Source organism: Rhodoferax sp. (genome assembly GCF_014859475.1).
In the GTDB taxonomy this organism is placed as follows: Bacteria; Pseudomonadota; Gammaproteobacteria; order Burkholderiales; family Burkholderiaceae_C; genus Rhodoferax.
This window is the reverse complement of record NZ_JACUUE010000105.1, coordinates 1-8,353: the sequence shown is the minus strand read 5'-3', so window position 1 is coordinate 8,353 and position 8,353 is coordinate 1. Positions and strand designations below refer to the sequence as shown.

General features: G+C 64.4%; 9 protein-coding genes. All 9 read left to right on the top strand.

The window, feature by feature from the left end:
• Positions 1 to 98: 98 nt before the first annotated feature.
• Positions 99 to 1,850: a TonB-dependent receptor gene (locus IBX54_RS09860; protein ID WP_296542487.1), complete on the top strand. Its 1,752-nt coding sequence runs from the start codon at positions 99 to 101 to the stop codon at positions 1,848 to 1,850.
• Positions 1,851 to 1,870: 20 nt separating this feature from the next.
• Positions 1,871 to 3,274, top strand: a complete 1,404-nt coding sequence (locus IBX54_RS09855; protein ID WP_296542486.1) for a cobyrinate a,c-diamide synthase — start codon at positions 1,871 to 1,873, stop codon at positions 3,272 to 3,274.
• Entirely contained in the window at positions 3,271 to 4,092 is an 822-nt protein-coding gene (locus tag IBX54_RS09850) for a cobalamin-binding protein (RefSeq protein ID WP_296542485.1), read from the top strand. The genes IBX54_RS09855 and IBX54_RS09850 overlap by 4 nt, the downstream gene beginning before the upstream one ends.
• Positions 4,085 to 4,696 carry a bifunctional adenosylcobinamide kinase/adenosylcobinamide-phosphate guanylyltransferase gene (locus IBX54_RS09845; protein WP_296542484.1) on the top strand — a complete coding sequence of 204 codons (612 nt, stop codon included), beginning with the start codon at positions 4,085 to 4,087 and terminating at the stop codon, positions 4,694 to 4,696. The genes IBX54_RS09850 and IBX54_RS09845 overlap by 8 nt, the downstream gene beginning before the upstream one ends.
• Positions 4,693 to 5,580, top strand: coding sequence for an ABC transporter substrate-binding protein (locus IBX54_RS09840; protein ID WP_296542483.1), 888 nt, complete (start codon positions 4,693 to 4,695; stop codon positions 5,578 to 5,580). The genes IBX54_RS09845 and IBX54_RS09840 overlap by 4 nt, the downstream gene beginning before the upstream one ends.
• Before the next feature lie 22 nt (positions 5,581 to 5,602).
• Complete coding sequence (locus IBX54_RS09835) at positions 5,603 to 6,682, top strand: iron ABC transporter permease (RefSeq protein ID WP_296542482.1); 1,080 nt, start codon at positions 5,603 to 5,605, stop codon at positions 6,680 to 6,682.
• A complete protein-coding gene (locus tag IBX54_RS09830) occupies positions 6,679 to 7,443 on the top strand; it encodes an ABC transporter ATP-binding protein (RefSeq protein ID WP_296542481.1) in 765 nt (254 codons plus the stop codon). The genes IBX54_RS09835 and IBX54_RS09830 overlap by 4 nt, the downstream gene beginning before the upstream one ends.
• Before the next feature lie 42 nt (positions 7,444 to 7,485).
• On the top strand, positions 7,486 to 8,055 hold the full coding sequence (gene cobO / locus IBX54_RS09825) for a cob(I)yrinic acid a,c-diamide adenosyltransferase (protein ID WP_296542480.1): 570 nt from the start codon (positions 7,486 to 7,488) through the stop codon (positions 8,053 to 8,055).
• Between the two features lie 14 nt (positions 8,056 to 8,069).
• A partial coding sequence (locus tag IBX54_RS09820) for a cobalamin biosynthesis protein (protein ID WP_296542479.1) occupies positions 8,070 to 8,353 on the top strand: 284 nt, incomplete at its 3' end.

The window sequence follows — 8,353 nt, the reverse complement described above, 5'->3', positions numbered from 1 at the left end:
GTATTTTTTCTAAGCGCGGTCGCGCTCCCGTGCGCTTTTGCGCGTCTGTTGTGGCCGTTTTGGCTGCGTTTCCGGTGCTGGCGCAGGGGCAGACTGCCATGCTGCAGGATGTGGTGGTGACGGCCACGCGCGTCCCAACGCCTATCACCGAGGTGCTTGCAGATGTGTCGATCATCGACCGCACCACGATCGAGCGCAGTGGCGCCACCGGCTTGGCGGATGTGCTGGGGCGCATCCCGGGCGTCTCGTTCTCGCGCAATGGTGGGCCAGGCACCACCACCAGTGTGTACCTGCGTGGTGCTGAAAGTCGCTTTACAGCGGTCTATGTTGATGGCGTTCGCATTGACTCGCAATCCACTGGCGGTGCCACATGGAATGCCATCCCGTTGTCGCAGATCGAACGCATCGAGGTGGTGCGTGGTCCGGCTGCAGCCATTTATGGCTCGGATGCGTTGGGCGGTGTGATCCAGCTCTTCACGCGCAGGGGCGAAGCTGGCTTTGCGCCCGCCATCGAGATCGGCGCGGGTAGCCACGGCACCAAGAAATTTGACGCGTCGCTCAGCGGCACCAAGGGCGCGGTGGACTACGCGCTGGGTCTGAGCCGCGAAATCAGTGACGGCTTCAACGTCCAACCTGCGGCGAACCCGGACAAGGATGGTTACCAAAACACCGCAGTATCTGCGCGCTTGGGCTGGCAGATCGACACGGCACACCGGCTGGAAGCCACGCTGCTGAATAACGACATGGATGCCCAATACGACGCCTCAACCGAGGACGACCACAGTCTGCATAAGCTGCAGACACTGGGGCTGAAATGGTCAGCCAACTGGAGCGACACCTACCGCACACAGCTAAGTGCCAGCCAAGGCAAAGACCGCTATGAAACCTCGCCGTTGGTGTACCTGACGGACACGCGCGTCACCAGCTACCTCTGGCAAAACGAGTGGAAGCTCGGCGCACACCAGCTGACAGCAGCGCTGGAGCGACGCGAAGACAAGCTCGACAACGCCAGCACCACGCCAGCAATCACCGAGCGTTCGCAAAACGCGCTGGCGCTGGGCTATGGCTTGCGCCGAGACGATCACACCCTGCAACTCAACGCCCGACACGACGACGACAGCGAGTTCGGTGGCAAAACCACCGGCGCTGCCGCCTACGCCTATGGCTTCATGCCCCACTGGCGCGCCACCGCTTCGGCTGGCACGGCGTTTCGGGCACCCACGCTGTTCCAGCGCTTCAGCATTTATGGTGTGCCCAGCCTGCAACCCGAGACCTCGCGCAATCTGGAAGTTGGCGTGAAATATGGCGCACAGGGCGACAGCTTCAGTGCCGTGCTTTATCGCAACAAGGTGCGCAATCTCATCAACTACTTGCCGGGTAAAGGCCCTTGCGTGAACGGCACGGTCGTGAACGACATGCCCGAGTACCCGGGTTGCTATGGCAACACGGGTTCGGCGCAATACCGTGGCTTGACGCTGGCGGGCGAAACCCAACTGGGTGCCGTGTTGCTCGGCGCTTCGCTGGACCTGCAGAACCCTGAAAACCTGATCACCAACAAGCGGCTCGCCCGTCGTCCCAAACAGATGGCCACGGTAACTGCGGACACCCTTATCGCGGGCTGGACTGTGGGCGGCGAAGTGCAATGGGTGGGTGAGCGTTACAACGATGCAGCCAATAAGAAAAAGCTGGCCAGCTACGGTCTGCTCAACCTTAGCGCAAGCACCGAACTGGCGCCAAACTGGACGCTGCTCGGTCGCCTCGACAACCTGGCCGACAAAGACTATGAGACCGTGCTGGGTTATGCCACAGCCGGGCGCACGGTCTATGTTGGCCTGAAATGGGCGCAATAGTCGCCGCAAGCTACCACGCCATGGCCACCTGCCCCGCGCTCCTCATCGCCGCCCCCGCTTCCGGCCAGGGCAAAACCACCGTGGTGTCGGCGCTGGCGCGGCTGCACGCGCGCCAAGGGCGCAAGGTGCGCGTGTTCAAGTGCGGGCCAGACTTTCTGGACCCGGTCTGGCACGCGCTGGCCAGCGGCTCGCCGGTGTACCATCTTGACTTATGGATCAACGGCGAGGCCGACTGCCGCGCGCGCCTGGCCGCCGCTGCGGCGGATGCCGACCTGATTCTGGTCGAGGGTGTGATGGGCCTGTTTGACGGCACCCCCAGTGCCGCCGACCTGGCGCAGCGCTTTGGGTTGCCGGTGCTGGCGGTGATTGATGCGGGCTCAATGGCCGGCACGTTTGGCGCGCTGGCCTTTGGCCTGCAGCACTTCCGCCCGGGTTTGCCGTGGGCGGGTGTGCTGGCCAACCGCGTGGCCAGCGAGCGCCATGCCCAGATGCTGCAGGCTAGCGTGCGTGACCCCGGGCAATGGCTGGGCGCGGTCATGCGCAACCCGGCCTTGCAGCTGCCCGAGCGGCATCTGGGTCTGACGGTGGCCAGCGAGGTGGATGACGCGCTGGCACGGCTCGATGCAGCGGCAGACGCACTGGCGGCAACGCCGCTTGGACAGATGACGCCAGCAGATTTGCAGTGTTGGGCGGTGAACTTTACAGCACCTGTGATGGTGCTGGAAGGCTCGGTGGCAGAGCGTTCTGCTCCGTGTCCCCCGCCCGCTATGCGGGCTCCTCCTTTACCTGCGCAGAACGCTCTGCCACCAAACCTTCCTGGGCTGCACGGCAAAACCATTGCGATCGCCCGCGATGCCGCCTTCTGTTTCATCTACGCCGCCAATCTGGACTGCCTGCGTGACCTGGGGGCCGAGCTGGTGTTTTTCTCGCCACTGGCCGATGCTGCGCTGCCCGAATGTGACGCGTTGTGGCTACCCGGCGGTTACCCCGAGTTGCATGCGCAGACGATTGGTGCCAACACGCCGTTGCGCACCAGTCTGGCCGCCCACATGGCCGCAGGCAAGCCGGTGTGGGCCGAGTGCGGCGGCATGATGGCGCTGTTTGACACGCTGGTCAGCGCCGATGGTGAGCCGTTTGCCCAATGGGGCCTGCTGCCCGGCACGGTCACCATGCACAAACGGCTGGCGGCGCTGGGGCCGCAGCAGCTCACGCTGGCCAGTGGCACTTTGCGCGGCCACACCTTTCATTACTCCACCACCGAGACGCCGCTGCCACCGCTGGCCCGCACCGCGCGGCCCGACGCCGACCCGTTGCCCGATGCGGGCGAGGCGCTGTGGCAACTGGGCAGCGTGCGCGCCAGTTATTTTCACGCCTGGTTTGCATCGTGCCCGGCGGCAGTGGTTGAACTGTTTTCATCGCCATGAACAACGCGCTCTGGTTACCACCCCAAGGCCCGCAGCGCATCGTCTGCCTGACCGAGGAGACCACTGAGTGGCTTTACCTGCTGGGGCAAGAGGCGCGCATTGTCGGCATCAGCGGCTACACCGTGCGGCCGCGCCGCGCGCGCGACGAAAAGCCGCGGGTCAGTGCCTTCACCAGCGCCAAAATTGACAAAATTTTGGCACTGCAACCGGACTGCGTGTTCGGGTTTTCCGACATGCAGGCCGACATTGCCGCAGCGCTGATTCGCGCTGGCGTGCAGGTCACGGTGTTCAACCAGCGCAGCGTGGCCGAGATTTTTGCCATGCTGCACCAGGTGGCGGCGATGGTGGGGCAGGGCGAGCAGGGCTTGGCCTTGATTGCTGACATGCAGCGTCAGCTGCAAGTCATTGCCAAGGCAGCCGCAGATTTGCCGCGTCGCCCCAGAGTCTATTTTGAAGAGTGGGATGTGCCGCACATCAGCGCGATCCGCTGGGTCTCTGAATTGATCGGCCTCGCGGGCGGCGACGACATCTTCCCGGAGCTGGCAGCGCAATCGCTCGGCAAAGACCGCATCATCGCCGATGGCACCGAGATCGTGCGGCGCAACCCCGACATCATCATCGGCTCCTGGTGCGGCAAGAAGTTTCGCGCCGAAAATGTCGCCGCCAGACCGGGCTGGCAGGACGTGCCAGCCGTTAAGAACGGTCAGCTGTTCGAGATCAAATCGGCCGACATCCTGCAGCCCGGCCCGGCCGCGTTAACCGACGGTGTGGCGCAACTGCACAGCATCGTCATGGCTTGGGGGCAATTGCATGGCTGATTCGATGTTACTGAATGTGGCTCGCAGCGAGCTGATTCTGGGTGGTCAGAAAAGTGGCAAATCGCGCCGCGCCGAGGCGCTGGCACAACGCTGGCTGGCGCAGTCTGGCGCGCATCAGGCCGTGCTGATTGCCACGGCGCAAGCCTGGGACGACGAGATGCGCGCGCGCATTGCCCGGCATCAGGCCGACCGCGCCGAGCGCCTGCCGGGCCTGCGCACAGTGGAAGAGCCGCTGCAATTGGCCCGGGCGATTCAGACCCACAGCCGCCCTGACACCCTGATCGTGGTGGACTGCCTGACGCTGTGGCTCACCAACCAGTTGATGCCCATTGACGCACCACAGGGCGACGCCAGCGTCCTGCCCGACGAACCTGATCTGATCAACAAAATGCACGTTGCCAAGCTGCTGGACGCCATCGGGCAAGCCTGCGGCCCGCTGGTGCTGGTGGGTAACGAGATCGGTCTGGGCGTGATTCCGCTGGGCGCGCAAGTGCGCGCTTTTGTCGATGCCTTGGGGCTGCTGAACCAGGGCGTGGCGCAGGTGTGCCAGCGTGTGACACTGATGGCGGCGGGCTTGCCGCTGAGCTTGAAGGACAAATCATGAAATATCTGCGTCTGTGGTGGACTGGCGCTTTGGCTGGGGTGGTGCTGATGTGTGCCAGCACCGCACACGCCTTTGAGGTCATCGATGACCGGGGTCTCAGTGTGGTGTTTTCAGAGCCGCCGCAGCGCATTGTCAGTTTGCTGCCCTCGTTGACCGAAACTGTGTGTGAATTGGGGCAATGCGCCCGGCTGGTGGGGGTGGACCGCTATTCAAATTTTCCGGAAAGCGTCACAAAGCTGCCGCAAGTGGGCGGTGGGCTGGACCCCAACATCGAGGCCATCGTGGCGCTCAAACCCGATGTGGTGCTGATGGCAACCTCATCGCGGGTGGGCGACAGGCTGCGTTCGCTGGGCATCAAGGCGGTGGCACTGGAGCCTAAAACCCATGCCGATGTCAAGCGCGTGCTGGCCAAAGTGGGTCAAGTTCTGGGGGTGGAAGATGCGTCACGGGTCTGGCGCCTGATCGATGCCGCCACTCAGGCGGCGGCGCAGTCGCTACCCGCCCGGGTGGCGGGCACACGGGTTTATTTTGAAGTCAACCCCGGCCCCTATGGCGCCGGTGAATCGTCTTTTATTGGTGAGACGCTGACGCGCCTGGGTGTTAAAAACATCGTCTCAGCCGATCTCAATCTGGGGCCTTTTCCACGGCTGAACCCTGAATTCATTGTGCGCGCCGATCCGGATGTGATCATGATGGGCCAGCGCAGCGTTGACAGCATGGGTCAGCGCCCCGGCTGGAACCGTATGCGGGCGGTGCGCGAGCAGCAAGTGTGCGTGTTCAGTGCCAGGCAGTCTGACGTGCTGGTTCGTCCGGGCCCGCGCATGGCCGAGGGCGCACGCTTGATGGCGCAATGTTTGGCAGACAAAGTCAGGGTGGCGCAATGAAGAGCGGGCTGCCATGGGCCACATGAATCAGCATCGCGCCCTGAGCGTGGCCTGGGTCTTGATGGGCTTGGCGCTTGCCTTGACCGCCTTGGGCGTGTGCGTGGGTAGCGCCGGATTCGAAAACCTGCTGGGGCCGCTGCTGCACCCCCGCCTGAACCCCGATCAAACCGCAATGGCGCAACAAATTGTGCTCGACATTCGTCTGCCACGCACGCTCGGTGCCTGGGCGGCTGGCGCTTTGTTGGGGCTGGCCGGGGCGCTGGCGCAGGGCTTGTTTCGCAACCCCTTGGCCGACCCGTTTTTGCTCGGCAGCGCCTCGGGTGCGTCGCTGGGTGTGGCGCTGACGCTGGCCGCGCTGGGCGGCGCGGGTGGCATGCTGGGTGGGGCGGGCGGCATGATGGGCGAAGGCATGGCGTTGTCTGTGTTTGGCACTGGCTGGCTGACGCGCCTGGGGCTCACCGGCGCGGCCTTTGCGGGTGCGGTGCTGGCCGTCTTGCTGACGCTGGCCTTGAGCAAAGGCGTGCAACACACCTTGCGCCTGCTGCTGGCCGGGGTGGTGGTGGGCGTGGTGCTGGGCGCCATGACGCATTTGGTGTTGCTGTGGACGCCCGAATCCCTGCAAGCCATGCAGGCCTTCATGCTCGGCTCCACCGCTTTTGTGGGGTGGACGGCGTGCGCAGTGATGGCCGGCGTTTGGGTGTTGGCCAGTCTTGCGGGCAGCCTGTTGGCGCGCTTGCTCGACGGCCTGAGCCTGGGCGAAGCCACGGCGCGCAGCCTGGGCTTGCCGCTGGTGGCCATGCGGCTGGCGCTGGTGGCGGTGCTGGCGCTGGCCACCGGCGCGGCAGTGGCGCAAACCGGATTGATTGCGTTTGTGGGCTTGGCCGCGCCGCATTTGGTGCGCTCTGTGGTCAAAACCACGCATGGCCGCCTGCTGTTTTTGTCGAGCTTGATGGGGGGCGTGCTGTTGATGGCGGCCGATACCCTGGCGCGTTGGCTGATTGCGCCGCAAGAGCTACCCGTGGGCGTGCTCACCGCCGTGCTCGGTGGCGGTTACCTGCTGTGGCTGATGCACCGTGGCACGCGAGGTGGACTGGGGCTATGACAGCACTGGCCATCCATGCCCGTTCGATAAGGGCGAGCCTCGGAAATGCCGAGATATTGCACGACGTGTCGCTGGCGCTGCCGCAAGGCCACTGGACCAGCATCGTCGGCCCCAACGGCGCGGGCAAGTCCACCTTGCTCAAGGTGCTGGCCGGGCTGTTGCCGTACCAGGGCGGTGTCGAATTGTTGGGCCAGCCACTGGCCGGCATCCCGGCGCGGCAGCGTGCCCAACGCCTGGCGTGGCTGGGACAAAACGAGTCAGCGGCGGATGACTTGACGGTGTGGGACGTGGTCATGCTCGGGCGCTTGCCGCACCAGGCCTGGTTGGCCGCGCCCAGCGCTGGCGACCGTGCGGCAGTCGAGATTGCCCTGAAATCCACCGGCGGCTGGGACTGGCGCGCGCGCAGCCTGGGGCAACTCAGTGGCGGTGAGCGCCAGCGCGTGTTGCTGGCGCGCGCCCTGGCGGTGCAGGCCCAGGTGCTGCTGATGGACGAGCCGCTGGCCAATCTGGATCCGCCCCACCAAGCCGACTGGCTGGGCGTGGTGCGCTGCCTGCTGGAGAGCCGCGTCACCGTGGTCAGCGTGCTGCATGAAATCAGCATGGCGCTGCATTCTGATCAGATGCTGATCATGGCTGGCGGGCGCGTCACGCACTTTGGCCCCAGCGCAGACCCGCTCACCCACCGCGCCCTGGAAGCCGTGTTTGACCAGCGCATCCGCATTCACCCGCTGGCCGGGCAATGGGTGGCGTTGCCCAATTAAATTCTCCACTGATCGAAACTGTATAACTGAGCCCTGAACACCATGCAAATTGAAACCCCTCCCAGCGACAAGCCCTATGACAAGCCAGAGGGCGAGCGCCGTGGCCTGGTGATCGTCAATACCGGCGACGGCAAGGGCAAAAGCACCGCCGCGTTTGGCCTGGCGCTGCGCGCGCACGGGCGCGGCAAAGTGGTCAAGATTTTCCAATTCATGAAAGTGCCCAGCGCCCGCTTTGGCGAACACCGCATGTTTGCGCAAATCGGCATTCCCATTGAGGGCCTGGGCGATGGCTTCAGCTGGAAGAGCCAGGACCTGGCGCACTCAGCCGAGCTGGCGCGCCTGGGCTGGCAAAAGGCCAAAGCGGTCATCCTGAGTGGCGACTGCTTCATGGTGCTGCTCGATGAGATCACTTACCCGCTGATCTACGGCTGGCTGCCGCTGGATGATGTGCTGGCCACGCTCAAAACCCGCCCCAGCCACGTCCACGTGGTGCTGACCGGGCGCCGCTGCCCGGCAGAGCTCATCGATCAGGCCGACACCGTGACCGAGATGAAGCTGATCAAACACGCGTTCCAGGCCGGCATACCGGCGCAGCGCGGCATTGAAGATTGACTGCTGCGCCCGTCATGCTTGTGCTGAACCCGTCCTGCGCTGTCGCCAGTGCTTTTGCTTTGGCATTGCTGTTGGCGCTGCTGATTGACCGCTGGCTGGGTGAGCCCCCTGCGCGACTGCACCCTGTCGTATGGATGGGCAACTATCTGGGCTGGGTGGGGGCCTGGGTGCAGCGCCGTGCCGTGCAGCAGCTGGGAACGAAAGATTTCAAGACGTTTTGGCTTTCGGCCGCGGTATGGATTGCTGGCGGGGCTATTTTTTCAGGCGTGGCTTGGGCCTTGCAAAGCGCCTTGCTTGG